The organism is Trinickia caryophylli (assembly GCF_034424545.1).
GTDB lineage: Bacteria > Pseudomonadota > Gammaproteobacteria > Burkholderiales > Burkholderiaceae > Trinickia > Trinickia caryophylli.
On record NZ_CP139971.1, the window covers coordinates 240,450 to 266,111 of the forward strand.

Sequence of the window (25,662 nt, forward strand, 5' to 3'; positions counted from 1 at the left end):
GTTATGTCGTCGTCTATTGCGCCGTCATGCCAATACGTGGGCAGCGTGCTCGACGCGCAGCGCGTTGCCCGTTGCATCGAAGAGGTGGCAGTTCGTCTCGGACAGACGAAATGCATGCCGCGCGCCGCGCCGAATGTCGCAATCCCCGGGCAGTTTGGCGACGAGCGGCCGCCCGCCCGGCTGCTCGAGGTGCACGTAGCTCGCCTCGCCCAGTTGCTCGACGAGCAGCACGTCCCGGGAAATGGCGAGTTCGCCTGCGGCCTCGGGAATCAACGTCAGATGTTCCGGACGGATACCCAGCGTGACCGCCGCGCCCGCGTGGACGTCGGGCGTGGGCGTTCGGCCGTGCAGCGTCAACGGTTCGCCGCTGCCGTCAAGGCGCAGATGCAGCGCCGACGCGTCCGCCGAGACCACGCGGGCAGGCAGGAAGTTCATGCGCGGCGAGCCAATGAAGCCGGCCACGAAGAGATTGGCCGGCCGATGGTAGAGGTCGAGCGGCGCCCCCACCTGGGCAATGCTTCCGTATTTGGACACGTCGTCGCCGGCGCGCAGCAGGACGATCTTGTCCGCGAGGGTCATCGCCTCGATCTGATCGTGCGTGACGTAGACGGAGCTGGCCTTTTCGAAGCGCGCGTGCAATCGCGCGATCTCGATGCGGGTTTGCCCGCGCAGAGCGGCGTCGAGATTCGAAAGCGGTTCGTCGAAGAGGAACACGCGCGGCTCACGTACGATCGCCCGGCCGATTGCCACGCGCTGCCGTTGGCCGCCCGAAAGTGCGCGCGGTTTGCGATCGAGCAGGGTATCGAGCTGAAGCGCACGCGCAGCCTCCTCGACGCGGCGCCGAATCTCGCGCTCGGGCAGCTTGGCGATGCGCAACCCGAACGCCATGTTGTCGAAGACCGTCATATGCGGGAACAGCGCATAGCTTTGGAACACCATGGCCACGCCGCGCTCGGCAGGTGGCGTTTCGTTCATGCGCTCGCCGTCGATGCGCAGTTCCCCATCGCTGAGTTCCTCGAGGCCGGCAATAATCCGCAGCAGCGTGGATTTGCCGCAACCCGACGGGCCGAGAAACACGCAGAACTCGTGCTCGCCGATTTCAAGATTGACGTCGCTGAGCACGGGTGCGTGCTGAGCGTAGCGTTTCGATACCCGATCGAGCGTGATCGTTGCCATGCTGCCGTGTCTCCATCCGATACGCCGTCCGCCCAATAGGCATTTAAGCGCTTAAATTTTTGTACCGAACAGGGCCGTCTCGTCTTACCATCACGGTATCCCTGCAACTCGGCGTGAAAGAAAAGTAGCGCAGCCGTGAAGGGCGTGCAACTTTTGAGACGCTGTCCCAATATATGAGCGAAAACGTTTTGGCCGAGTCGGAGTATTGGCTCACCGGTCCCTATTCAGCGAGCGATGCGACGAGGTGGTCATGGTGACGCTTGCGGAGGTCGCACGTCACGCACAGGTGACCGCGGCCACTGTGTCGAACGTGCTGCGCAATCCGCAAAAGGTGAAGCCGAGCACGGTCGAGCGCGTCATGGTCGCCATTCGCGAACTCGGCTATCGCCCGAATCTGACCGCACGCGCGCTCGCCGAAGGCCGCACGCCAACCTTGGCGCTGATGCTTTCGAACATCTCGAATCCGTTCTACCCGGAGTTCGTGCTTGCCGCCGAGCGCGAGGCACGCAAGCGCGGCTACTTTCTCCTCGTTTGCAATACCGACGACGACTCGGCCATTACGCGCGCCTATCTCGGGCAGGTCGCGGGCACGCTCGCCGCCGGGGTGCTCGTGATGAATACCGATCTGGCCGAGCGAGAACTGGGCGAGGTATCGAAAAAGGGCGTGCCCGTCGTGCTCTGCATGTGGGAGCAGGTGCGCGCCTCGCTCGCACTGCCTTGCGTGACGGTGGACTTCGCGGCGGCGGGCGCGTTGGCCGCCGAGCATCTTTTCGCGCTCGGGCATCGGAAGATCGGCGTGCTCGTTGGCGAGGGCTCCGGCGGGCCGCAATCGGTGCGGCTGGGCGGCTTCGGCCAGGCGCTTGCGGCGCGTGCCAGGAATCTCGCGCCGGCCGCCGTGGAGCACGCACACGACTCCATCGAAGGCGGTTATGAAGCAGCTGCCGCGATGCTGCGCTCACGTCCGGCGCTAACGGCGATCTTTGCCACGAACGATCTGATGGCGATCGGCGCGATGCAGGCCGCGGCGGATATGGGGCGGCGCGTGCCCGACGATCTGTCGGTGATGGGGCTGACGGACATTCCGCTCGCGCGCCAATTCCGCCCTGCGCTGACGACGGTGCGGTTTCCCACGGCCCAGATCGCGGCGCGCTCGATCGTGCTCGCAATCGATATGCTCAACGGCGAGCAACCCTTGCACAGCATCTTTGCCGTACCTTCGCCCGAACTCGTCGTTCGCGGTTCGACCGGCGCCGCGCCGCGCAAACGCGCGCACGGCTGATCTCAGGCGTGCGCGCACAGGCTTCGGGCTTGCGCGCATCTGCTTTCGCTTCCTTCTCATCAGTACTCCCGATCGACGATATCAGCAGGCGATACGCGATCGGCGCCCATACGAGAATTAAATAAAAAGATCAATTCTGATAATGGATGGATCAATTTCTTTATTGAATGTAACAATTGTTTTGTATCTGGAGACGTTTGTTGAGGATTGCCCCATTGGCTGTGATGGCAACGGAGAAACGATTGTTAACAATTCCAGAGGAATTCGTTGGATCGGGAAAAATTCTTACTATATGCGGATTTTTCGGATATGATGCAAAGACCTGTTCACCCACCGAACGGTGGGCGAACAGTTGGGGGATTCATTGATAACGAAAATCGAACGGCCGATGTCAGACGGGGTAGCGGTGCTATCTGATTTTTAACGCTTCACATAGATGAAGGCATCATAAGTCTCATGCGATCCGACAGAATAAAGATTGGCTATGCCAGAGTCTCGACAGACGAGCAGCATCTCGATATGCAATTGAAGGCGCTGAGCGACTACGGGTGTACGGCTGTCTATACTGATAAAGGGTTTTCTGGCGCGAGGTTCGACCGCCCCGGGTTGCTCGAGGCGCTTGCGGCGCTCAAGGGTGGCGGTACGCTTGTCGTGTTCAGGCTGGACCGGCTGGGGCGCTCCCTGCGGCATCTGGCAGCTCTGGTAAGCGATCTGGACAAGCAGAAGGTACGGCTCGTTTCGCTCAGCGAGTATATTGATACCGGTTCGTCGAGCGGGCGCTTCACGTTTCACATGCTTGCGGCGATGGCCGAATTCGAGCGTGGCTTGATCAGCGAGCGAACGCGGGCGGGGATGGCCGCGGCGCGCGAGCGCGGCAGTGCGATCGGTAGGCCGAGCGTATTGACGGAAGAACAACGCGAGCAAGCGCGTGCATTGCTGCAGTCCCATTCGACCGAATTCGTTGCACAAACGTTCAACGTCCACGAGCGGACGTTGAGGCGGCACTTGCGAACGCGCAATGCATTGCAGGACGCTGCGATATCGAACAATTGCACTTGAAATGGGCGCAGGCCCGCGCGGGAACCGATGTGGGTATTCGGTTACCGCCGGAATTGATGGATCAAATTAATCGTATGCCATCGTCGCGCGCAATTGCGGCAACATTTCCAGGTAATGCACTATAAGCCTCTATGCGTTGCATGACGTCTTGCAGCAGCGCGAGATTTGAACGCTATGATCAGGTGTTGAGTCGCCGCTGCCCGACCTCGGTGGCGAAGAAGCGGCCATGTGAATGAAGCACGGCCCCAATTTCCGTAAGACCATGCAGCCGGTGCGTCAGCGCCCGGGCCTGCTTCCGGATCCCCAGCGGCGCAATAATCGTACGCAGGTCCAGGTCGGGCGGCGTATCCCTCCGTCCGGCCTTGAACCAGCCCGCCGCACGCATATCGATTTGCGAGTGCGATGCGGTCTTCGGTGGGGCAAGTGACGGTTAACGCAGGCGCGCTTTCGTGCCACGCGGCCAAAAAGCAGAGGGCCGATTGCTGCGGCCGACGAAAACCGCACCCTGGTGCAAGCTAATGTTCGGAAAATCCCGACAATGGGGCGGAATTTGCGTTCGCATGACGAAAAAGCGCCTGATGCGGTATCCGGCAGGCGCTCACTTCTCGCGATCGCGCAAGCAACTTGAAATGCGGTGGCCGGGTACTCTATGCTTCACGGCTGGCTCTTCGAGGGGAAAGCATGGACCGCATTCAAGCAATGGAAGTATTCACGCGTGTGGTCGACGCCAACAGTTTTACGCGAGCGGCCGATACGCTCGGCATGCCGCGTGCCTCGGTTACCACGATCATCCAGAATCTCGAGGCATTGCTCGGCGTGCGCCTGATGCACCGGACCACGCGGCGTCTTTCCCTGACGCCCGACGGTGCGGCTTATTACGAGCATTGCATCAAGATCCTCGCGGAAATTGCCGAAGCGGACGCGAGTTTTCAGGCCGGCAAGCGCAAGCCGAGCGGGCTGTTGCGCGTGCACATGCCGACGTCGCTCGGGCACCGGCTCGTTATTCCGGAACTGCCGATCTTTCGCCAGCGCTATCCCGACGTCACGCTCGACGTCGGCTTGTCGGACCGGGCCGTCGATCCGGTGGAGGAAGGCGTCGACTGCATGGTACGCATCGGGCCGCTGGAGGATTCGTCGATGGTCGCGCGCCGAATCGGCGTGCTCAAGCGCGTGACGTGCGGCTCGCCCGGCTACCTCGCGCACTATGGCGAGCCGAAAGACATCCATGAACTGCCGATGCACTACGCGGTGAATTTCAGGGCCAGCCAGGGCGCGCGGCCCGTGCCTTGGGTGTTCATGATCGATGGCAAGCCGGTGGAGGTGCCGATGAACGGCACGGTCACCGTCAACGACTCCGATGCCTACGTGACCTGCGGGCTGGCGGGGTTCGGCCTCATTCAGCCCACGCTCTTCATGGTCCTGCCGCAATTGCTCGACGGCTCGCTGAAGGAAGTGCTGCCGGGGTTGAATCCGAAGCCGAAGCCAATTTCGATCGTCTATCCGCACAATCGGCACCTGTCGGCCAAAGTGCGCGTATTCGCCGATTGGATCGCCGAGTTGTTCGAATCGATGCCGGCCCTGGAAGGCAGCGAGGACTGGCGTCGAAGCGCGGCGAAAGCAGCGGGGCACGAAAGCCGCAGCCACGTCGCCGCTTGACGGCATCCGCGCAAGGGGGCATTCGATTCGCTGCCGGCGCGCAATCGCATGCCCCGCAGCAGTGCAGGTATTCATTCAACGCTATTTCCGACTTGCAATCGAGCCACCGTCATACATATGGAAACCGAGGCATTGCGCATCTCCGAAGACAAGAGCGAACTCGACATCGAGCTCATTCACACGTTCTTGCGCGATCATGCCCCGTGGGCGAGGGGCATTCCACGTGAAATCGTCGAACGCGCAATAGAAGGCTCGTTGTGCTTCGGGGCCTATCTCGGCAAGCGGCAGGTCGGATTCGCCCGCCTCGTCACGGATCTGGCGACGGTCGGCTATCTCTGCGACGTATTCGTGCTGCCGGAGTTTCGTTCCCGCGGATATGCCGGGGCGCTCATGCATCACATCTTCGATTCCGAGCGGCTCAAGGTGCTCCGGCGAATCGTTCTCGTCACGACCGATGCGCATGGCGTCTATCGGCCGCATGGCTTTCACGAACTCGAGCATCCCGAGCGGTATATGGAATTGCATCGGCCCGACGTGTATGCGGCGCCATGAACGGTGGCGCTGTCGACTTACGGATAGTCCGAGAAAGGCGATTGCGAAGCCGGCGAAGATGTGGCGGTGTAGCCGGGAATGCGCTGTGCGAATTCGCTGGCAAGCCCATTGTCCACTTTGGATAATCCCTTCAACTGAAGCTGCATCAGCACGCGTGTGCCGCTGCTCGCGGACGAACTGCTCGTGGCTTGCGTGTATTTTTCCAGCGCAAGGCCGATAGCCCAGCAGTCGGCATCGTATTGAAAGCCGACGAGGCCAGCGATCAGGCGATGCGTGACCAGGTCGTAATTCAGCCGCGCGACGCCCGAGGCCCCCCGGAAGACCGGCCATTGCGACGAGACAACGAACTGGTTGACGGGCGTATCGTCGAGCGTTGCGGTACCCCGGTTGTAGCGGTAGGCCGCATTGAGCACGTGGCGCTCCGCCGGTGTCCAGCCGAATCCTACGGTGGCACGCGAAAGGTAGTGGTTGACCTGGCTATATGCGAGCGACTGCTCCGCCGAGACGCCAGCGCCGATCCGATATGACGCCCCGACGATGAGGTTCGTGCGAGCCGCTTCGGCCGCGGCTGCGCCATCGGTCAACGTCACGCGCGGTGCGTGGAAGTCGTATTGCTGTGCGAGCACGAAGCGCGCACGCTCTTCGCCGCTTTCCGGTTCGATGAAGCGTGTGGTGAGGGCCGCGGTCACGCGATGGGTGTCCGATACGCGGTCGTTGCCGATGAAGCTGTTGGACGTGAAAATTTCCGCGAGGCCGAGATCCGCTTCGGCGGTATCGAAAAGCGGCGCGAAGCGTTGATCGCGGTATGGCGTATAGACGTAATAGAGCCGGGGCTCGAGCGTCTGCACGAAAGCGTGTCCGAACAAGCGAACCGGGCGCTCGAAGCGCATGCCCGAGTCGAGGCTCAGCGTCGGCACATTCGCATTGAACGTTTTCGGCTGACCGCTCGGCGCGTCCGCGCCGATGGACGTCAGGTCGTACGACGCGAAGTGCCACTGCAGTTTCGGCGTGAGAAACCAGCCCGGCCGGACGATCGAATAGCTGACGTACGGATCGAAAACGAAGCGCGAGCCCTGCGTCGCATCGGCTGTCGCAATCGTGAATCGGGTGACATCGGCCTGTGCGCCGAAGTCGAAACCCGCGAGGTCGTAGTGCGCGTAGCGCACGTTGATTTGCGGATCGCGGTTGTATGTCGAGCTGTCGGTGAACGACTGCCAATGCTGTTCGCGCGCCAGGACCGTCCACGGCCCGTCGCTATAGACGATGCCGGCTTCTTGTTGGTAAAGCGTGGTGGACGTGGTCGAATAGGACGACTGTCCGCCCAGATCGGTCGCGACCGTCGCATCCGATACGCGGTTGTAGTTCACGTAGGCCGAGAGGCCGGATGCGATCGTCCAGTCTTGGCGCAGCGCGATCGAATAGCGCTTCGTCTTCGTGAGCGCATCGTCGGGCAGGTAGAGCACATTGAATTCACCGCTGTAGCGCGCGCCGAGATAGCGGTAATTCGCGTCCAGCAATGCGCCTCGCTTGCTCATGAGTCTGGGCGTAAGCGTCAGGTCGTAGTTGGGCGCAAGGTTCAGGTAATAGGGAAGCGTCAGATCGTAGCCGTTGCTCGAGCTGAGCGAAAACGTCGGCGCCAGCAGGCCGCTGCGGCGCTCGTTCGACAGCGGAAACGAGAGCCACGGGCTCGCGAACAACGGCACGCCTTCGAAGAAGAGCACGCCATCGCGCGCGACCCCCGTTCCGCTTGCGTTGTCGACGTCGAAGCGCGATGCCGTCAGATACCAGTCCGGCCGCGCTTCACAGGCGCAGGTCGAATAGGTCGCCTCATGCGCGCTGAAGCGATCTTGATCCACGAGATCGATGCGTTTCGCGGAGCCCCATCCGTTCGTCATGGTGAAGCGGTACTTGGGCACCGTAATGTAGCCTTGGTTGGCTTCTACACGCAAATGCGCCTCGGGACCGAGAAAGACATTTCCGGTATCTGCGATCCGCACATGACCGTAGGCATCGGCCACGTCGCTGTCGACGGAATAATGCAGGGCGTCGGCCTTGATGGCAGACGATGCGCGCCGCAGTTCGGCGTCGCCCTTCGCCGCGACGTCGGCGCCGTCGCTTTGCGTCGCCAGCAGACCGGAGACGAACACGGCCGGGTGCTGCCCGGGCTGTGCGGGGTGCCGCTCGAGCGTTGGCGCGAGGCACAGGCCACGTTCGTCGCTCAGGCGCTCGCATTCCGTTGCCGGAGTGGCGCTTTGCGCAAGTGCGAGTACGGGACGTAGCGCGGGGCGGAGCGCGCAGGCAGCAACAACGAGAAAAACGATGCGCCTCACGCGCATGCGTCGATATCTGCGTGAGTTCAAGGCAAGAAAAATATAAGAGCCGGGCGGAGCGTGCGCGAATCCGTGCGAGAGCGCGGAAGGAAAGAGGGCCTGTTGACGAACTCGGCTATTGGAGCGTGGCGCCGTGGCCGGCGGCAAGGGTGGCCGGTTCGGGCAAGGGCAGTCCGGCCGCGGCGCAAAGCGCCTGGACCATGTACGGCACTTGATCGCGTGGCACCGAAAACGAAATGCCCGCATTGCCGTTCAACTGAAAGCGAACGACAAGATGATCGGTGCCGTCGAGCCGCCCGATTTCCCACCCATGGCAATGCAGTGCAAAGCACTTTTGCGCGGTGCCGCCGTTCAGTCGATTCGACAGCTCGATCGCATGAGGCAGCGCAACCAGCAGGTGATCGAACAACGAGCGATGAACCGCGGCGGTGCCGGCGTTCCCGAGCACGACGAGATATTGCCCGTCGGGCGTGAGTTCGACGGCGCTGATCGAGTCGATCGCGAGCGTCGGCGAATCAGACACGGCGCGCGGCCCACACCGTGTCCGGCGCGGCAATCCCCGGCCGCGCGTAAGCGGCGCCGAGCACGCTTGGACGAAGCACGGCGCCGGACGAAGAGGCCGCGGCCAGAAGCGGCGAGAAGATCGGTGCCGAGCTGATGCGCAACACCGCTGCGAGTACATCGGCTGTGACGAACGGAATCATGTCGAGTGCCTGTGAGTGATGGGGGCTTGACGACACGATATACGCTGCGAGCCACGCGGCCATTACGCGCGAATTACCGAATCTGAACGCAGGTATCGGTTTCTTATCGTTGACGTGCATTGCCGTGGCATGCGTGCGGTCGCAGGCGCCTCGAGTCTCGCAACCGGCTTGCAAAAGCAGCCGTTCATCCCCGTGAGCGCGCGGGGCGGCGGCGGAAAGAATCGTTAATGGGCGCGTAACTGCGCGAGAAATGTCCGTCTCTATACTCCGCGCATTCCATTCTCGAACCGGCGGGACGACGCAAGTACGTCGCCTGTCACATCCAACTTGAGCAAGCATGAAGCGTAACAGTACGACGGTCTATGTGACGGCCATGGCCGGGCTGGCGGGGACGACGGCAACGATTCAACCGGCGTGCGCGGCGCAGCCCTTCGTCGTGAAGGATGTCCGTATCGAGGGGACACGGCGTACGGAGCCGGGCACTGTGTTTTCTTATCTTCCCATCAAGCGAGGCGATACGTTCACCGACGATTTGGCGTCGAAAGCCATTCGTGCACTCTACGCCACGGGGTTCTTCAGCGACGTTCAGGTTTCGGCCGACGACGATACCGTGATCGTCAAGGTCGTCGAGCGCGCGGCAATCGCAACGATCGATTTCGCCGGCATTCACGAGTTCGAGAAGGACGCGCTCATCAAGGCGCTGAAAAGCGTGGGCTTGTCGCAAGGCCGCTATTACGACCGGTCACTCGTCGATCGGGCGGAGCAGGAGCTCAAGCGCCAATATCTTACGCGCGGTTTTTACGCGGCTGAAGTCAGGACCACGGTCACTCCCGTCGATGAAAATCGGGTGTCGGTTCTCTTCTCGGTGGCCGAAGGCGCGAGCGCAAAGATCCGTCAGGTCGGTTTCATCGGCAATGAGGTGTTCACGACCAACCAGCTGCGCGACGAGATGCAGCTTTCCTCACCGAACTGGTTCTCGTGGTATTCGAAGAACGACCTTTATTCGAAAGACAAGCTGACCGTCGACCTGGAAAACGTCCGGAAGTTTTATCTGAACCGTGGCTACCTCGAGTTCAATATCGAATCGACGCAGGTTTCCATCTCGCCCGACAAGAAAGACATGTATCTCACGCTGACGGTGCACGAGGGCAAGCCGTATACCGTGTCGGATATCCGGCTGGCCGGCAACCTCGTCGATCGCGAGGCGGAACTGACGAAACTGATCAAGCTGAGACCGGGGGAGCGATTTTCCGCGGATAAGCTGCAGGCCACGACGAAAGCGATCGTCGACAAACTTGGCGAATACGGCTACGCATTCGCATCGGTCAACGCGCAGCCAGAAATAGACCGTGACCGGCACACGGTCGCGCTGACGCTGCAGGTCGACCCGGGGCGGCGCGTCTATATTCGCCACATCGACATCGTCGGCAACACGCGTACGCGCGACGAAGTCGTGCGCCGCGAAATGCGGCAGCTCGAAAGCGCCTGGTTCGATTCGGGCCGCCTTGCACTGTCCAAAGACCGTATCAACCGGCTCGGTTACTTCACCGACGTCGAGATGGTGACGATCCCGGTCGAGGGCGCACCGGATCAGGCGGACGTGGAAGTGAAGGTCACCGAGAAGCCGACGGGCGCGATTACGCTCGGTGCCGGTTTCTCGTCTTCCGACAAGGTCGTGCTGTCCGCGGGTGTCTCGCAGGACAACGTATTCGGTTCGGGCACGAGTCTGGCCGTCAGCGTCAACACGGCGAAGACCTATCGAACGCTCGCCGTGACGGCAACGGACCCGTACTTCACGGTGGACGGCATCAAGCGGATCACGGATGTGTATTACCGCACGAGCTATCCGCTCTATTACAGCAGCGACTCGAGTTTCCGCATCGTCAGTATGGGCGGGGACATCAAGTTCGGCATTCCGTTTTCCGAGGCCGACACGGTTTATCTCGGCGTCGGCCTCGAGCAGGATCGCTTCAATATCGATTCGTCCACGCCGCAGAGCTACAAGGACTACGTGAGCGAGTTCGGCCGCGTCGTCAACAACGTGCCACTGACGGCGGGCTGGTCGCGCGATGCGCGCGACAGTGCGCTCGTGCCCAGCCGCGGCTACTATCTGCAGGCCAATGGCGAGGTGGGGACGCCGGCCGGCGAGACGCAATACTACAAGGCCGATCTGCAGGCGCAGTACTACTACTCGTTTGCACGCGGCTATATTCTCGGCCTGAACCTTCAGGGTGGATACGGTAACGGCTTCGCAGGCAAGGCCTACCCGATCTTCAAGAACTACTATGCGGGCGGCATCGGCTCGGTGCGAGGCTACGAAACGAGTTCGCTCGGCCCGCGCGATACGTCGACGAACGACCCGATCGGCGGTTCGAAAATGTTCGTGATGAACCTCGAAATGACGGTGCCGTTGCCCGGCACCGGCTGGGACCGCACGCTGCGCTTGTTCACGTTCGTCGATGCGGGCAATGTCTGGGGCGACGAGGGCAGCAGCACCGGTGCGAACGGCCTTCGATACAGCTATGGCGCGGGCCTGGAATGGATCTCGCCCATCGGCCCGCTCAAGCTGTCGTTCGGCTTGCCGATCGTTCGGCATTCCGGCGACAACTATCAAAAGTTCCAGTTTCAGATCGGCACGTCGTTCTGATGAGGAGCGACGGCGGCGCCCCGCCGAAGGGGCTGCCGGCCAGTATCAGAAGCGTCGTGGTCGTGGTGCCGGCATCTCCGCGACGGGTACCGGCGTTGCGTCGGGATCGACAACGGCGATGGCCTGGGCGCGCAGCCCGTTTTCATAGGTGCTGCCGTCCATAGCGGTGGTCCGGGCGATCGCTCCCGTACCCTGCTGATGAACGAAGACCGGGTCCTCGGTCTGAGTCGTTCGGGCAATCGCGTGGCTGCGGTAGGGATCCGCGCGCATCAGTTGGACCATCAATCCTTCCGGAAAGAAGATCTGACCGGTATGCGATATGTGCTCGCCGGCCAGCGATCGGTTCGTCGTCCGTACCTTGAAATGAATGTGGTTCGTACGGCCCTCGTAGCAACCGGGCACGATGGTACGAAACGTCACGTTGCCGCGCTCGTCGGTGCGCTGTATGCCGCGCAGAAACGTTAGCCGATCGCTTGGGTGCGGCCGCGGCGGCTGGCCAGGCGGCGGCTCCGGCGGTACGGCATCTTGCCGTCGCACACCCGGGCCGGGACCAGGTCCTGCTCCTGGCCTCGGTTCGCCCTCATCCTGCGGCGGCATGCCGGGAGGGGGGCCGGGCGGTCTGCCCGCCGCGTTCGTGAAACCCGAGTAGTTCCCGAGCGCGTCGCATTGCCATATATCGATAATGGCGCCCGCGAGCGGTGCGCAGCGGCGCTTGTCGATCAACGAAATGGTCAGAAGCAGGGGAATGCCGGGCTTGCCCTCGGTAACGTCGGCTCTGAACAGAGTCGTATCGAGGTGATAGGGGCCTGTCTCCTGCTCGGGGCTCGATTCGCAGGCGCCGGCGCCTGCCGCGGCAGACGGCGCCGCCCGCGGCAGGCGAGGCGTGTCCAGCGCGGCGCCGAGTACGAGCGTCGTCAGCAAGAAGCGGCGGCGCGTGGCGTATCCGTTGAAGGTCATCGTGTAGCCTTGAATATCTTGAATATGAATAGCGCGCCCGGTCGGGGCGTGCTATCCATAATCTAAGCCAATATTCGCGCGCATCCGTTAACGCCGGCTTACCGTCCATTAACGGACAGTTCGTGTCGCTCGAGAGGTGCCATAAAGGTAAAGCCGAAATACGGAAAGGCTTTCAGCTGTCGGATTCCGCCTGATCGGGATAGCGCTCGAGGCGATAACCGACACCATAGATCGATCGAATCATGTCCTGCTGCGGCCGCACGGCTTGCAGCTTGCGTCGCAGGTTCTTGATGTGCGTGTCGACCGTGCGATCGGCCACCACGCGATGATCGTCGTAAAGACTGCGCAGCAGGAGATCGCGCGGATAAATCCTTCCCGGTGTCGAATGCAAAAGCGAGAGCAGCCGCAATTCGATCGGCGTCAGATTCAGATCGCGCGAGTCCAGTTCGGCGATATGCCGTTCCAGGTCGATATGGAATGGCGAGGGCGCCGGGTTGTCCGGCTGTGCCGCACGCACCGCGTTTTCGACGCGGCGCAGAATGGCCTTGACTCTCGCGACGACTTCGCGGGGGCTGAATGGCTTGCAGACGTAATCGTCGGCACCGAGTTCGAGGCCCAGCAGCCGGTCGATTTCGTCGACGCGTGCGGTAATGATGATGACGGGCGTGTCCGAAAACGTACGCAGCTCCCGGCAGATTTCGAGCCCGCCGCGGCCGGGTAGCATCAGGTCGAGCAGGATCAGCGCGGGCGCGTGCGCGTGTACGTGCGCAATCGCATCGAGGCCGTCCGCGATCACGGTCGCGTCATAGCCTTCGGCGCGCAGATAATCGGCGAGCAACGCCGAAAGCTTGGGTTCGTCTTCGACGATCAAAATGCCGGGGCGCGAAATACGATCAGTCATGTCGGGTTGGCGATATCGGAAAACGGGCTGCGATCCAGAGCCCCCCCAGCGCAGAGCGCGATGCGGTGATCGTGCCGCAGTGTTCGCGGACGATATGCCGGCATAGCGCCAGCCCCAACCCCGCGCCACCGCTTTGTCGGCTGCGCGAAGGGTCGGCACGGAAGAGCCGATCGAACAGATGGGGCAGCAGCGGCTCGGGTACGGACGGATAAGAATCCTGTACGTCGATTCGCAATTCGTCGCGCGTGGTGGCGACCGAGACGCGGACTTTTCCGCCCGGGTCGGTATAGCGCAGCGAGTTTTCGAGCAGATTCTTCATCAATTGCGTAAGCCGATGCGGATCGGCGGACATCAGTGCGGGTTCCTCGCCGAAATCCGTTTCGAGCGCGATCTGCTTGGCGGCGAGCCGTTCCCTGACCGCTTCCGCCGCGCCTTCGACAAGCGGAGCGACATTGACCCTCACTTTTTCGAACGACAACGCGCCGATATCGGCAAGCGACAACTCGTACAAATCGTCGATCAACTGGCTCAGCATCGTGACTTCGGATTGAAGCGAGGTGAGCGTGGCCGCATCGAGCCGGCGCACACCGTCCTCGATCGCTTCGAGTTCGCCGCGCAAAACAGCGAGCGGGGTACGCAATTCGTGCGAGATGTCGGCGATGAAATCGCGCCGGCTCCGCTCGGCTGCTTCGAGCGAGGTGGCAAGGCGGTTGAAGTCGCTTGCCAACTGGCTCAACTCGTCGCTGCCGCTTTCGGGCACGCGCGTGGCGTAGTCGCCGCTCGCGAGGCGGTGCGTGGCCAGTACGAGGCGGCGCGCCGGGGCAAGAAAGAGGCGTGCCAGCACGATCGCCACGGCGGCCGACAGTAAAACGGCGAAGCCGACGATGATCCACGTTGCCCGAATCTGCCGGGCCTGAAACTGGCGGTCCGCCGCGTACAGCATGTTCGCGGGCGAGGCGACCGTCAGCCAGCCGACCACCGTGCCGGCCACCTTCAGGGGGAGGCGGCGTTCGCCCGGTGGCGGAGGGGGCCCGTTGGCGGCCACGCGGCGCATCTGTGCATCGTATAGCGTCATGGGCGGCATTCGTCCCGAGCCGGGTCCGTCGCCAGCGTCCGGTGGCAGCCCCGGCGGCGGGCCCCCGGGCGGTGCGCCCGCCTCGTCCGGCGGTGGGCCGCCTTCCGGGCTGCCGCCTGGAAATGCCGGCCTCCCGGCCGTGTCCGGTGCGCGGGCGCCACCGGGCGCCGACGCGGGCAGCACCGAGCGCGTCAGCGCCAGCCAGGCCTGGGAATTCTGGCGAAGAAAGTCCCAGTTGCCGTGCATGGCGTAAGCCTGCTCGAGCTTGAGGCTGAGCTGCTTCGTGCGCTCGCTGTTCTGGGCCGTCAGGTAATCGACAAAACCGCGCTGAAAGCTGAAGCGCATGGCCACGCCCATCGCAACGGCGATGAGGATGCAAACGGCGAGTACGGCCAGAAAAAGCTTCGATGTAATGCCGATTCTCATGGGCGGATCGGGGCGTATGCGCTGTCGTTAAGTCGTTCGTTCAATCGGTCTGGCGATCCGGGCGGGCAGGTCGGGGCGCGACCGGGAGGCGAGCCGCATCGCTCGCCGCGCATCGAGCCGCCCGGTCGACGGATGCTATTTTCGCGCCGGGCCGCGTAAAAGTGTCGAACCTGCCGGCAACTTTCACAGTTTCTCCTCTTTTCCCTCATCTTCGCTGCACAGTTGCGCTTTACCATCGATGGCGACGCAAAAGACGTTATCCCTGACATTGCATCGTGAAAGAGGCTCATCGATGATCAAGCACCTCCTTGTCGTTGAACCCGACCAGGCAATCCGCGACGAATTGCGCGCGCGCATTCAGCGGCACGAGTTCGAAATGTCGGTGCTCTACGACGCGGCTTCGCTGATGCGGCGCCTCGACGCGGAAGTGCCGTCCGCCATTGTGTTGCGGCACGGGCTGCCGGCCAACGACGGCATTGCGGCGCTTCGACGCGTGCGCGAGGCGGGATTCGACATGCCGATCATCATCGTGAGCCGCTCGGCGGAGGTGACCGACAAGATCGTCGCTTTCGAACTCGGCGCGAACGACTATCTCGTCGATCCTTTCGACACGAATGAACTGCTGGCTCGCATACGTAACGCGCTGCGCTTCCACCATCGGGAAAGGTTCGCCGTGCCGGCTTATCGGAAGCAATACGCGTTCGGGGAATTCTCGCTCGACTTTCTCGGGCGCAGGCTCTTCAAGCGCGGCGTGGAAGTGGCGGTGCGGCCCAGCGTGTTCTCATTGCTGCAGATTTTCTCGGCCCACCCGATGAAAATGCTCACGCGGGCACGCATCATGGAAATGCTCGGCAGGGAAGGGACGTATCAGGCGGAGCGCGGGCTCGACGTGCTCATATTCCGGGTCCGGTCGGTTCTCGGCAAAGCGCCTTCCGGCGTCCAATACATCCAGACGATCCGCGGGCAGGGCTACGTTTTCGTGCCCGGCGACGAAGAGCCGGCAACTGCGCGCTGCGTCGATGCGGCTCTAGCGGTCAGCGGTGCTGCCCGGCGCGCGATTCACTACGATTCCGCCGTGCTGTAGCTGACTGAGTGCGCATTGCTCAGGCCCGCGACCGCGTCTTACCGGGGATCGCGCGAGCGTCGGCTCGCGCGAGCGCGCGCTTTCGCTCCGATGCGAGTGGACTCGCCGTGGAATGGCGGACAACGAGTTCCGCCGGTAGCGTGATGCGCGCCGCCGATGGCTCGCCGCCGTTGATTGCGGCGAGCAGCGTATCCACCGCTGCGCGCGCCATCTGCGCAAAAGGCTGGCGGATCGTCGTGAGCGCGGGGTGAACCTGCGCCGCCATCGGTATATCGTCGAAGCCGATGATGGAGATGTCGTCGGGCACGCGCAGTCCGGCTTCATGAACGGCCGCGATGGCGCCGAAGGCGCTCAGATCGTTGGCGGCGAAGATGGCCGTGGGCCGTCGGGGCATCCGCATGAGGCGCAGTGCTGCCTCGAATCCCTTCATTTGCGACAAGTCTCCCTTCGCCACGAGTCCGTGGTCGCACGCAAGGCCCAGCCTTGCCAGCGTATCTTCATAGGCCCGGCGGCGGTCCTTCACGCCCTCGATCGCTTCGTCTCCCGATATGAAGGCGATGCGCGTGTGCCCGAGCGAAGCCAGATGCTCGATGGCCAGACACGCGCCACCGTAGTTGTCGACGGATACGGAGGGAAAGTGCGTGAGCGAGCCGCGCTGATCGATGAGCGTGACCGGAACATGCGCGGCGGCCAATGCCTCGAAAAATGCGGGTGCTCTCGGAAGAATGGCCACCACGCCGTCGGCAAACTGCTGAAGCAGGTTGATCAGGCTGCGATGGGCATCGCCATCCTCGTCGAAGACGGTGTAGACGAGCGTCTCGTAGCGCACCGCGCGCGCCGCCCGGCCGATGCCGACGATCAGCTCGCTCGCGAATTGATTGTCGAGCATCGGTGTGATGATGCCGATTACGCCATTGCGCGCCCCCGAGAGTTTTTGCGCGCTGCGATTGACGACATAGCCGATCTCCGCGGCGATTTTCCGCACCGCCTCGCGTGTTTCGCGCGACACGCCGGGGCGGTCGTTGAGTGCGCGGGAGGCCGTCATCTGCGAAACGCCGGCGCGCTTCGCAACATGCGCGAGAGTCGGACTGGGTTTGATCATCGGCGAATGCAATTCCGGGGTGCGCCTGTGAAGGTGAACGGCTGGCGGCTTCGGGTCGGGGAAACGTTAACGGTAACGCGAGACCGAGCTGGGATCATTGTAGCAGCGGCGCCATGCGATGCATCGTCCAATGGCGACCGTAGCGCCGCCTGGCCGGGGTGACCCGTCGGTCCATTGGGGGCATCCGCCCCGCCTTGGGGCATCCAGGCCGCGCCAGGGCAAGCCTTGCCGGATACGTGCTCGGGGGCCGGGCGCCGGACAGGTTCCATCGCGTGGGTAAACCCTCATAGTGCCGTTGCGTCCGGAAAATTAGCATGCGGTAACGTTAGCGATAACGTTGCGGCGGGCTATGAGAGGGCCTTGTCGCGGGGCGTGGGTTGAAGCCATGCCCCGCGCACTCGCGCCGACTGACTGGAGACGAAGATGACGTGGCTTTCGCGCGGCAAAACGGCATCGTTTCGAAGCGTGGCGGTAGCGGCACTTGCCGTCTCGGCGGCGTGTGCAGCCGTCATGGCGTACGGGCAGTCATCGAAAATCATCACCGAATGGGATCATCAGACGAACGGTAACGGGCCGAAGATCGTACGCGACGCGGCAGACCGCTTCGAGAAGCAGAATCCGGGGTACAAGGTTCAGGATTCTCACGTCCTCAACGATTCGTACAAGACCAAACTCAAGGTTGCCTTCGGGGCCGGGCAGCCGCCGTGCGTGTTCGATACCTGGGGTGGCGGGCCGCTGGGCGAGTACGTGAAGGCGGGCCAGGTCGTCGATCTCACGCCCTATCTGCAAAAAGATCCAGCCTTTCGTGACCGCTTTCTTCCGACCGCCTGGCACGCAGTCACCTATGACGGCAAGGTGTATGGCATCCCGACAGAGAACGTTTCCGCTGCCGTCATTTTCTACAACAAGGACATCTTCAAGCAGTACGGCCTGAAGCCGCCTGCCACGTGGGACGCCTTGATGGACGTGGTGAAAACGCTGAATGCTCACGGCATTGCACCGTTTGCGCTCGCCAACAAGAACAAGTGGACGGGCTCGATGTACTACATGTATCTCGTCGACCGGCTCGGCGGCCCCGCTGTGTTTCGCCGCGCGGCCGACCGTGCGCCAGGCGGCACCTTCGCCGATCCCGTGTTCGTCGAGGCCGGCCGATACATCCAGCAACTGGTCAAGGCCGGAGCGTTCGCGCAGGGCTACAACGGCCTTGATTACGACATCGGCGCATCGCGGCGGCTGCTCTACGCGGGCCGCGCCGCGATGGAATTGATGGGCGGCTGGGAGGCAGCCACCATTCAGAAGGAGAACCCTGGGTTCTACGCCAAGCTCGACTTCTTCCCGTTTCCGAGCGTGCCGGGCGGCAAGGGCGATCCGCGCAACGTGATCGGCACGGTGGGGGAAAGTTTCACCAGCATTTCCACGCAGTGTCCTGAACGCGATGCGGCCTTCAAACTCGTCAAGACGATTGCCGACGATGTTTCGATGCAGGCACGCGTTGCGGAAGCGCATATTCCGCCGGTCAAGAACATGGCCGTCAAGGATCGATTCCTCGAGCGGCTGGGTGGGCTGGTCGCGCAGGCGCCGAACGTCCAGCTTTGGTACGACCAGGAGTTGCCGCCGAAGCTCGGCGAAATGCACAAGGACACGACTCAGGCGCTTTTCGGCTTGTCCATGACCCCGGAGGCTGCCGCGGCGCAGATGGAAGCGGCCGCGAAAACCGGCGCGGGCCGCTGAACATGCGGCGCTCCTGTCGCGCAGCCAGCCTGGAGATCGCACCATGAACATCGCCATTGCACTCGAATCCGCGAAGCCTCGTCGTTCGCAATCGAAATGGCTCGTACTGTCGGCGTTCCTTGCGCCGTCGGTGGTGTTGCTCGCGGTGTTCCTGCTTTATCCGCTGCTGTCCAGTTTTCAATTGTCGATGCTGGACTGGAACGGCCTCGGAACGGACGCGCGCTTCGTGGGCCTCGAGAATTGGGTGCACCTTGCGAGCGACGCAATTTTTCTGCGGGCGTTACGCAACAATCTGCTGCTGGCGCTCTTTTCGATTCTGATTCAGTTACCGATCGCATTGGCGCTGGCGGTCCTGCTGGAGAAGGCCGGGCGCGGCTCGCGTACGCTCAAGATTCTCTATTTTCTGCCGCTTTTGATGTCGAGCGTGGCCATCGGCGTGTTGTTCAAGAACGTCTACGATCCGAACTTCGGGCCGCTCAACGCCGCGCTCCACGCGGTCGGTCTCGACAGTCTGGCCGTGGACTGGCTCGGCGATACGCGTTTTGCGCTGGGCGCAACGATTGCGGTGATCTGCTGGCAGAACATCCCGTTTTACATGATTCTCTTCCTGGCCGGCCTCTCGTCGTTCCCGGAGGAGGTGGCCGAGGCGGCATGCCTCGACGGCGCCTCGCCATGGACGATTTTCTGGCGGCTCAAGCTGCCGCACCTGCGCGGCACGCTCCGCACCGCGGCTGTGCTGTCGATCATCGGCTCTCTGCGGTACTTCGATCTGATCTTCGTGATGACGGGCGGGGGGCCGGAGAGCGCCTCGGAATTGATGGCAACGTATATGTACCGCACCGTATTCAGTTCGTTTCAACTCGGCTACGGCAGCGCGATCGCATCGGCCATGTTCCTGATCGTAGCACTCGTGGCCGCGGCCGCACTGCGCATCACGCAACGCCTCGCAACGGAGAATTGACATGGCCCGCCACCTCAGGGCGACGCCCGGCCGTGCGACTCGCCCCGGCGTTCTGCTGCTCGGACTCGTATGGCTCGCCGTGACGACGCTGCCGTTTTTCTTCGTCGTGACGACGAGCCTCAAGAGCCAGGAGGAGACGTATACGGAATCGGTCTGGGCCTTGCCGGCACACCTCGCGTTCGATAATTACCTCGACGTGCTGCGCAGCGCGTTCTTCGGATACCTCGGCAACAGCCTTTTCGTCGTCGGTCTCTCGGTGGCGACGATCGTCGTCATCAGCGCGATGGCCGCGTATGCCTTCGCGCGCATGCGTTTTCGCTTCGACAAAGTGCTGTTCGGCCTCGTCGTGGCGGGCATGATCGTGCCGTTGCATGCCACGCTCGTGCCCATTTACCTGCTGATCCGCAAGCTCGGCCTCTACGATACGCAGTTCGCGCTGATCGGCCCGTATGTTGCCCTGAGCCTGCCGCTGTCCATTTTTGTCTTGACCGAATTCATGCGGCAGATCCCGCGCGAACTCGACGAAGCCGCGCAACTCGACGGCTGCGGGCCGTTCATGGTGTTCTGGAAGATCTATTTCCCGCTCTCGACCCCAGGGCTCGCAACGGTTGCGATCTATAACGGCATCGCGCTCTGGAACGAGTTCATCTTTGCCAACGTGCTCACGTCCACACCGGCTCACCGCACGCTGCCGCTTGCACTGTGGGACTTCCAGGGGCAGTACTCGTCGAACATTCCGGCGATGCTGTCCGTCGTCACGCTGACCTCGCTGCCGTTGATATTCGCTTACGCATTCGGTCAAGAGCGAATCATTCGAGGAATGATGGCCGGATCGTTGAAAGGATGACGGCAATCGATTTCGATCGATTCGCGCCGAGTATCGCCGTGGCCGAACGCCGGCACGAAAGCCTGACTACGCATGAAAGAGGAACTGTTCGATGTCGACCCCTGACGCGGCCGCAGCGCCGCTTTACCGAGATCCGGCGGCCGCAGCGCCGCTTTACCGAGATCCGGCGGCCGCAATCGAGGACCGCGTAGCGGATCTCCTTGCGCGGATGACGCTCGACGAGAAGATCGCGCAGATGCACGCGGCGTGGCTGAAATTGTCGGCGGACGGCCGTCATGAATGGCGCCTCGCCGACTTCGCCCAACGCGCGATCGACATATCGATCGACACGTTGCTCGAACATGGGCTCGGGCAGATCACACGCCCGCTCGGCACGCATCGCGTCGAACCGCGAGAGGGTGTGCGCGCGCTCAACGAACTGCAGCGCCGGATGATCGAGGAGACGCGCCTCGGCATTCCCGTCATGGCGCACGAGGAATGCCTGGTCGGGCTGATGATCGAGGGCGCCACGCTCTTCCCGGCGCCGCTCAACTACGCCGCCACGTGGAATCCCGAACTCGTCGAGCAGGTGGGCGGGATCATCGGGCAGCAGGCGAGATCGATCGGTTGCCATCAAGGGCTCGCGCCCGTGCTGGACGTATCGCGCGATCCGCGCTGGGGGCGCACCGAGGAAACCCTCGGCGAGGACCCCTACCTCGTGGGCGTGATGGCGTGCCGGTACGTGCAAGGGCTGCAGGGCGAGCGCCGCGATCTGCTTGCCACGCTCAAGCACTTCGTGGGCCATTCGGCGAGCGAAGGGGGCCGCAATCATGCGCCCGTTCACATGGGGCCACGCGAACTGAACGACGTCTTCCTGCTGCCGTTCGAAATGGCCGTCAAGTTGGCCAAAGCGGGTGCGGTCATGCCGGCGTACCACGACATCGACGGCGTGCCATGCCACGCGGATCGCACGTTGCTGACCGGCATGTTGCGCGACAAATGGGGATTCGATGGGCTCGTCGTGGCCGACTATGCGGGCGTCAATCTGCTCTACACGCACCATCGCGTGGCGCGCGACGCGGCGTCGGCAGCCGCCATGTCGTTCAATGCCGGCCTCGATATCGAGTTGCCCGGGCACGAATGCACGCTGCATCTGAAAGAGGCGTTCGAGCGCGGCGAGATCGCGCAAGCGACCATCGATTCGATCGTCTCGCGGATATTGACGGTGAAATTCTCGCTCGGCTTGTTCGAGCATCCTTATGCGGACCCGGAGCGGGTGCAGTTGCAAAGCGAGGCGGCTTCGCAAGCGGCATACGAGGTGGCCGTGCAATCGGCCGTGCTTTTGCGCAACGACGGAACGCTGCCGCTTTCCGAGAAGAACGTCGGCACGCTTGCCGTGATCGGGCCCACGGCGGACGATCCGCTGGCCTTGCTGGCCGGCTACAGCTTTCCTGTTCACCTGATTACCGCCGGCGAGGAGGCCCGCTCAAGCATCGCCACGCCGCTGCAAGTCTTGCGCGAGCGCTTCGGCGAATCGCGCGTGGCCTGGGCCAAGGGGTGCGATCTGATCGCGCAGCGCCGGCAAGGTGCGCCCGTCTACCCCGGTGACGTACGAATGGATGAGGCCATCGGCGAGGATCGTCCATCGCTCGTCAGCGGCGACACGAGCCGGATCGCCGAGGCGGCGGCCGCCGCCCGGGGCGCGGGCGTTGCCGTGGTTTTCGTCGGCGATCTGGCCGGTCTGTTTCAGTCGGGCACGGTCGGCGAGGGCTCGGACACCGACAGCCTCGTGCTGCCCGGCGTCCAGCAGGCCCTGCTCGATGCCGTGGTGGCCACAGGCACACCCACGGTGGTCGTGCTCACGGGCGGCCGGCCGTACAACCTCGGCGGGCTGGAGGACAAGGTCGCGGCAGTCGTCATGGCGTTCGCGCCGGGCGAGGCAGGCGGCGAGGCGTTGGCCGATCTGCTGACCGGCAGGCGCAATTTTTCCGGGCGGCTGCCGCTTTCGGTACCCAAAAGCGCCGGCGCCGTGCCGTACGTGTACAACCACAAGCTGAAGAGCGCGGGCACGCCTATCGCCTTTCATTTCGGGGCGCGATATCCGTTCGGATTCGGGCTCGGCTATACGCGCTTTCGCTACGATGCCCTTGCCGTCGAGCAACGCGAAGTGGCGATCGCCGGGGGCACGATCGTATTGCGGTTCTTTGTCGAGAACATCGGCGCACGAGAAGGGACTGAAGTCGCGCAGGTCTACGTTCGCGACAGGCTTGCTTCTTCGGTCCGGCCCGTGCGCGAGTTGAAGGCGTTCGCGCGCGTGAGTCTCCAGCCGGGCGAGCGCGGCAGGTTGACCGTCGCGATTCCGGTGGACATGCTCAACCTGACGGAGGGCGCTGGCCACCGTGTCGTGGAACCCGGCGAGTTCGACGTGATGGTGGGCGGTTCGAGCCGCGACATCCACCTCGCCACGACGGTCAGCGTCGTGGGCCCGGGGCCAAGGGTGCTGCCGTTCGATTGGCGGATGACGAGTTCGGCCACGGTTTCGGTCGAACACGGCGCCGCCGAGCCGAAGCTCGGCTGCCCGCAGCTGTGACGCGGGCCTCGAGCGCCCCTGGAATCCGGCCCGCCGCGCACTCAGGACAGGGCGCGCGCGGCCGGGTGCGCCGACACGGGGGGCGGCAAAGCACACTCGATGTGCCGCGCGGTTTCGTGTGTCCATCGTGCTAAAGCGTCGAAGACGCGGTCGACGATTTCGATGCAATACTGCCGCTGCGCTTCGCGCAGGCCGATGGCGGCAAGCACGGAGCGCTCGCCGGCTCGCCGGTGGCCCGATCGGGTCGCGAGGCTGCCGGTGCGCGTGGCGCGAGCGCGCGGCTCCCGTTCGGCGTAGGGCGCGATCGATTCGGAGATGTCCGAGCTCAGTGACGCGAGCACTTTGCCCGTTGCTTCGATTGCTTCCACGATGGCGATTCGCTCGATGCTGCCGGCTGCCGAAATCAGGGCGCCAAGCTCCGCCATCAACGCGCGGTTCGCGTAGGCCTCCTCGCTCCACGGCATCGGCCCCGGGCCGGCCGGGCGCGTGTCCGGCCCGCAAACGGCGTGCTCGTATGGCTCGCCGGGCCGCGGCCAGCGCGCGGCTGGCCCATTGGGGTGCCGGTCGATGCCCGGCACGGTTCGCAGCAACTGGCGGTCGAGGTCGCCGAACGTCGTCACCAGGAACGAGAACGCGTACGTGAAGCGCAGCCGTACCTCGGGCGGCTGGCTCGCCTCGCGCAGCCGGTCGAACAGTGCAAGCGCCGAATAGCGCTCCTCGCGTCGGATGACATGTGCCAGTACGTATTTCATCGGGCGCCCCTCGAATAGGTGTCGCTGGCGGCAAAACCGCGTTGCGCACGCGGCCAGACCTAGCGTATATGGCGCTTCGTCATATGTGGACTGCCAGTTCTTACGGGGCTGCGGTGGGCAATTTCCTCGACGGGCGGACCGATTGGCCACCGCGTCGCGGATGGTTGGCGAAGGCGGATGACGGCCCGATGCGACGAAAGACGCCGCATATCTGACGAAAGCCGCCGGAATTGAGCGGTCATTGCGTAGAGCCTGCTACTATAGGCGGTTCGTTTTCGGTGGTGAGTGACAGGACAGGTATGGGTTTCGAGCAACTGGCAGAACTGAAGAAGCAGCTGGCGAAAGAGGCTAGGGACGCAAAAGAGGCGAAGCGGCAGTCGGCTCCGGCCGGCGGTGCCAAACCGCGGCGGCATCCCGCGCCCGGCAAGCCGGCGGCCACGGCTCAGCCCGACAAGGGCCAGCCAGGTCACGCCCAGCCGGCCAAGAGCCAGCAAGCAGAGGGTCAACCGGGGAGGGGGCAGCAGGCAAGGAGCCAGCAGGCGAAAGCCGAGCCGGTCGATCCCGTCGTTCGGATCATCGGCAAGCTGCAACGGCGTTTTCCGGCGGCTTTTCCGAAGAATCCGGCCCCGAAAGTGCCGCTGAAGATCGGCATCCTGGCGGATCTGCTGGCGCATGCGGCGGAGCTCTCGCTCAGCGAGGCCGAGATTCGCGACGCGGTCAGTACGTGGTGCCGCGGCAACCGGTACTGGGCATGCCTCGTCGAGGGGGCGGCACGGGTCGACCTGACCGGCGCACCGGCGGGTGAGGTCACGGCACGGGACGCCGCGTTCGCTCGCAACAAGGGCAGGCACGCACCGAGGCAGCGCCGCAAGAGCGACGCGGCGCCGACCGCGAACAACGCGGCTGCGCCCGAAGGCGCATCGGCTCCCGAGAGCGAATCCGCACCCGAGGGGGCATTGGCACCCGAGAGCGCGTCCGTACCCGAGAGCGCATCGGCGCCGAATGAGGCGTCGGCTCCGGAAGGCGCATCGGCATCCGGGAACCCGCCCGCCGATCAGGCATAGCGAACGTCGCGCGGGCGCCTGCAGCCCGGGCGGTCCGTGCACGAAGGCGTTCAGCCGCCCAGCCTTTCGATCGTCCGCAAGGCTATCCGAACAGGCGCCTGCTCGACAGCCGGGGCCTGTTTTTCGTCCTGCCCGCGAGCGCCGTGCAGCGCTTGCGGCTGCGCGATGCACGAGCAACTGCGTGGTGAAGACCCGGCTGACGAGTCTGTCGGGACATGATGCAACGAACCTGGCCGATACCCGGCGCTCAGGCCCTGAGCCATGGCTGTGCGCTGCGCGTGCGCGCAAGCTCCATCGCTTCGGTCAAATACGCGGTGACGGCCTCGGGCGTGCGCACGCCGAGCATGACCGAGGCAAAGCTCCCGTCGCGATAGACCATGATGGCGTGCGCGGTCGGCAGGCGCGATGCACGGAAATCGCGGACGAGGTGCCAGTAGCGCTCGAGCGCGGCACGAGAGCTGAGCAGCGTTTCATCTGGCTGCCAGTCGTCGATATTGCCGCCCCACCAGGCGGTCGCGCTGCCCGCGATGCGCGCAACCACAACACCTCGGTTAGCCGCCATCTTGACCGCGCGAGCCAGCGCCGTCGAGCGTGAATCGGCCGGATTCATAGCGTGCCTTTCTCCCTCGGACAGGTAAGGCGGCGGCTGCCTTGCGGCGGAGCCGAAACGAAGAGAGGTCGAGCAAAAATCACATCGGTGCCCGCGTCGAACAGAAGTCCTGATTATAGAAGCCGACGCCGCGCCGCAAACACATGTCGCGCCACCGTTTCGCCAGCGGAAAAAGAACTT

The 25,662-nt window shown here is 63.5% G+C and carries 21 protein-coding genes; 11 read left to right on the forward strand and 10 right to left on the reverse strand.

The annotated features are described in order from the left end of the window. Positions 1-24: 24 nt before the first annotated feature. Positions 25-1,176: an ABC transporter ATP-binding protein gene (locus U0034_RS20390; RefSeq protein WP_085225351.1), complete on the reverse strand. Its 1,152-nt coding sequence runs from the start codon at positions 1,174-1,176 to the stop codon at positions 25-27. A 250-nt stretch (positions 1,177-1,426) separates the two neighbouring features. On the opposite strand from U0034_RS20390, the gene U0034_RS20395 reads away from it, so the two are divergent. The 4 genes from U0034_RS20395 to U0034_RS20410 all read left to right on the forward strand — a co-directional run bounded on the left by U0034_RS20395 (position 1,427) and on the right by U0034_RS20410 (position 5,722). Continuing rightward, on the forward strand, positions 1,427-2,455 hold the full coding sequence (locus tag U0034_RS20395) for a LacI family DNA-binding transcriptional regulator (protein WP_085225349.1): 1,029 nt from the start codon (positions 1,427-1,429) through the stop codon (positions 2,453-2,455). A gap of 456 nt (positions 2,456-2,911) precedes the next feature. Then, positions 2,912-3,514: a recombinase family protein gene (locus tag U0034_RS20400; RefSeq protein WP_085225348.1), complete on the forward strand. Its 603-nt coding sequence runs from the start codon at positions 2,912-2,914 to the stop codon at positions 3,512-3,514. A 681-nt stretch (positions 3,515-4,195) separates the two neighbouring features. Further along, complete coding sequence (locus U0034_RS20405) at positions 4,196-5,170, forward strand: LysR family transcriptional regulator (RefSeq protein ID WP_139831124.1); 975 nt, start codon at positions 4,196-4,198, stop codon at positions 5,168-5,170. A gap of 117 nt (positions 5,171-5,287) precedes the next feature. After that, complete coding sequence (locus U0034_RS20410; protein WP_085225344.1) at positions 5,288-5,722, forward strand: GNAT family N-acetyltransferase; 435 nt, start codon at positions 5,288-5,290, stop codon at positions 5,720-5,722. A gap of 17 nt (positions 5,723-5,739) precedes the next feature. Here U0034_RS20410 and U0034_RS20415 read toward each other — a convergent pair whose 3' ends face one another. The 3 genes from U0034_RS20415 to U0034_RS20425 all read right to left on the reverse strand — a co-directional run bounded on the left by U0034_RS20415 (position 5,740) and on the right by U0034_RS20425 (position 8,756). Beyond that, positions 5,740-8,058, reverse strand: coding sequence for an LPS-assembly protein LptD (locus tag U0034_RS20415; RefSeq protein WP_085225343.1), 2,319 nt, complete (start codon positions 8,056-8,058; stop codon positions 5,740-5,742). Positions 8,059-8,167: 109 nt separating this feature from the next. Beyond that, complete coding sequence (locus U0034_RS20420; RefSeq protein WP_085225341.1) at positions 8,168-8,575, reverse strand: hypothetical protein; 408 nt, start codon at positions 8,573-8,575, stop codon at positions 8,168-8,170. After that, a complete protein-coding gene (locus U0034_RS20425; RefSeq protein ID WP_139831123.1) occupies positions 8,568-8,756 on the reverse strand; it encodes a hypothetical protein in 189 nt (62 codons plus the stop codon). The genes U0034_RS20420 and U0034_RS20425 overlap by 8 nt, the downstream gene beginning before the upstream one ends. 373 nt (positions 8,757-9,129) lie before the next feature. Here U0034_RS20425 and bamA point away from each other — a divergent pair, with 373 nt between their 5' ends. Beyond that, entirely contained in the window at positions 9,130-11,403 is a 2,274-nt protein-coding gene (bamA, locus tag U0034_RS20430) for an outer membrane protein assembly factor BamA (protein WP_233211911.1), read from the forward strand. A 45-nt stretch (positions 11,404-11,448) separates the two neighbouring features. Here bamA and U0034_RS20435 read toward each other — a convergent pair whose 3' ends face one another. From U0034_RS20435 to U0034_RS20445, 3 genes are all read right to left on the reverse strand, one after another. Beyond that, a complete protein-coding gene (locus U0034_RS20435; protein ID WP_085225335.1) occupies positions 11,449-12,360 on the reverse strand; it encodes a peptidase associated/transthyretin-like domain-containing protein in 912 nt (303 codons plus the stop codon). 172 nt (positions 12,361-12,532) lie between these two features. Beyond that, positions 12,533-13,261, reverse strand: a complete 729-nt coding sequence (locus U0034_RS20440; RefSeq protein WP_085225333.1) for a response regulator — start codon at positions 13,259-13,261, stop codon at positions 12,533-12,535. Then, a complete protein-coding gene (locus U0034_RS20445; RefSeq protein WP_085225331.1) occupies positions 13,254-14,762 on the reverse strand; it encodes an ATP-binding protein in 1,509 nt (502 codons plus the stop codon). Before U0034_RS20445 ends, U0034_RS20440 begins: the two co-directional genes overlap by 8 nt. 292 nt (positions 14,763-15,054) lie before the next feature. On the opposite strand from U0034_RS20445, the gene U0034_RS20450 reads away from it, so the two are divergent. Beyond that, positions 15,055-15,846: a response regulator gene (locus tag U0034_RS20450; protein WP_158243505.1), complete on the forward strand. Its 792-nt coding sequence runs from the start codon at positions 15,055-15,057 to the stop codon at positions 15,844-15,846. 19 nt (positions 15,847-15,865) lie between these two features. Here U0034_RS20450 and U0034_RS20455 read toward each other — a convergent pair whose 3' ends face one another. Next, a complete protein-coding gene (locus U0034_RS20455; RefSeq protein WP_085225327.1) occupies positions 15,866-16,948 on the reverse strand; it encodes a LacI family DNA-binding transcriptional regulator in 1,083 nt (360 codons plus the stop codon). Between the two features lie 423 nt (positions 16,949-17,371). Here U0034_RS20455 and U0034_RS20460 point away from each other — a divergent pair, with 423 nt between their 5' ends. The 4 genes from U0034_RS20460 (at position 17,372) to U0034_RS20475 (ending at position 23,056) form a co-directional block, all read left to right on the forward strand. Further along, positions 17,372-18,679, forward strand: coding sequence for an extracellular solute-binding protein (locus U0034_RS20460; RefSeq protein WP_233211900.1), 1,308 nt, complete (start codon positions 17,372-17,374; stop codon positions 18,677-18,679). A gap of 43 nt (positions 18,680-18,722) precedes the next feature. Continuing rightward, complete coding sequence (locus tag U0034_RS20465; RefSeq protein ID WP_085225325.1) at positions 18,723-19,640, forward strand: carbohydrate ABC transporter permease; 918 nt, start codon at positions 18,723-18,725, stop codon at positions 19,638-19,640. Between the two features lies 1 nt (position 19,641). Next, a complete protein-coding gene (locus tag U0034_RS20470; protein WP_085225323.1) occupies positions 19,642-20,487 on the forward strand; it encodes a carbohydrate ABC transporter permease in 846 nt (281 codons plus the stop codon). Positions 20,488-20,578: 91 nt separating this feature from the next. Continuing rightward, the gene (locus tag U0034_RS20475; protein WP_085225321.1) at positions 20,579-23,056 is read left to right on the forward strand and encodes a glycoside hydrolase family 3 N-terminal domain-containing protein; all 2,478 of its coding nucleotides are present in this window, start codon (positions 20,579-20,581) and stop codon (positions 23,054-23,056) included. Between the two features lie 41 nt (positions 23,057-23,097). On the opposite strand, the gene U0034_RS20480 is transcribed toward U0034_RS20475, so the two are convergent. Next, on the reverse strand, positions 23,098-23,808 hold the full coding sequence (locus U0034_RS20480; protein WP_085225319.1) for a hypothetical protein: 711 nt from the start codon (positions 23,806-23,808) through the stop codon (positions 23,098-23,100). Between the two features lie 299 nt (positions 23,809-24,107). On the opposite strand from U0034_RS20480, the gene U0034_RS20485 reads away from it, so the two are divergent. Continuing rightward, positions 24,108-24,872 (forward strand): ProQ/FinO family protein, encoded by a 765-nt coding sequence (locus U0034_RS20485; protein WP_085225317.1) that lies wholly within the window; start codon positions 24,108-24,110, stop codon positions 24,870-24,872. Between the two features lie 247 nt (positions 24,873-25,119). On the opposite strand, the gene U0034_RS20490 is transcribed toward U0034_RS20485, so the two are convergent. Beyond that, a complete protein-coding gene (locus tag U0034_RS20490; RefSeq protein WP_085225315.1) occupies positions 25,120-25,482 on the reverse strand; it encodes a hypothetical protein in 363 nt (120 codons plus the stop codon). Positions 25,483-25,662 lie beyond the last annotated feature (180 nt).